The sequence below is a fragment of the Streptomyces sp. GQ60 genome (assembly GCF_059758875.1).
In genome coordinates this window covers 1-572 of sequence record NZ_JCAXEG010000064.1, presented here as the reverse complement: position 1 = coordinate 572, position 572 = coordinate 1, and the positions used below count along the sequence as shown (strand labels likewise).

At 66.1% G+C, this 572-nt stretch carries 1 protein-coding gene; it reads right to left on the bottom strand.

Going from position 1 to position 572, the window contains the following annotated elements; genetic code table 11:
- Positions 1–62 precede the first annotated feature (62 nt).
- The gene (locus AC6CKD_RS37970) at positions 63–497 is read right to left on the bottom strand and encodes an Hsp20/alpha crystallin family protein (RefSeq protein ID WP_498333991.1); all 435 of its coding nucleotides are present in this window, start codon (positions 495–497) and stop codon (positions 63–65) included.
- Positions 498–572 lie beyond the last annotated feature (75 nt).

The window sequence follows — 572 nt, the reverse complement described above, 5'->3', positions numbered from 1 at the left end:
GCGGAGGACGGGTGCCGGAGGGGTGTCGGTGTCCCGTCCTCCGCGCGTGGGTGCCGGCTTGTTCAGCTGGAGATCTGCTGGTGCCCGTCGGTGCGGCCGATGCTGATCTTGCGGGGCTTGGCGCGCTCGGCGATGGGGATCCGCAGGGTCAGGACACCCGCGTCGTAGTCGGCCTCGATGCGCTCGGTGTCGAGGGTGTCGGCCAGCATGACCTGGCGGGAGAACACGCCGAGGGGCCGCTCGGAGAGCTCCGTCTGCGCACCGTCGGACTTCTCGGCGGGTCGGCGTTCGGCCTTGACGGTCAGCATGTTCCGCTCGACGTCGATGTCGATCGCCTCGGTGCTCACTCCGGGGAGGTCGAAGGCGATCACGTACACATCGCCCTGGCGGTAGGCGTCCATCGGCATTACGGACGGCTTCGACCAGGTACCCGACGTGCCGGACAGCTGCTGGACGATCCGGTCCATCTCGCGGAACGGGTCAGTGCGCATCAACATCGCGAAACACCTCCAGTTGGTTCAGGCAGAAAGCTGCCAATGCGCTTCAACGTGCTTCCGTTGTAACATGTCATC

Coding starts and splice junctions, on each gene's coding strand:
- AC6CKD_RS37970 (WP_498333991.1), bottom strand. CDS start 497: ATGTTGATGCGCACTGACCCGTTCCGCGAGATGGACCGGATCGTCCAG.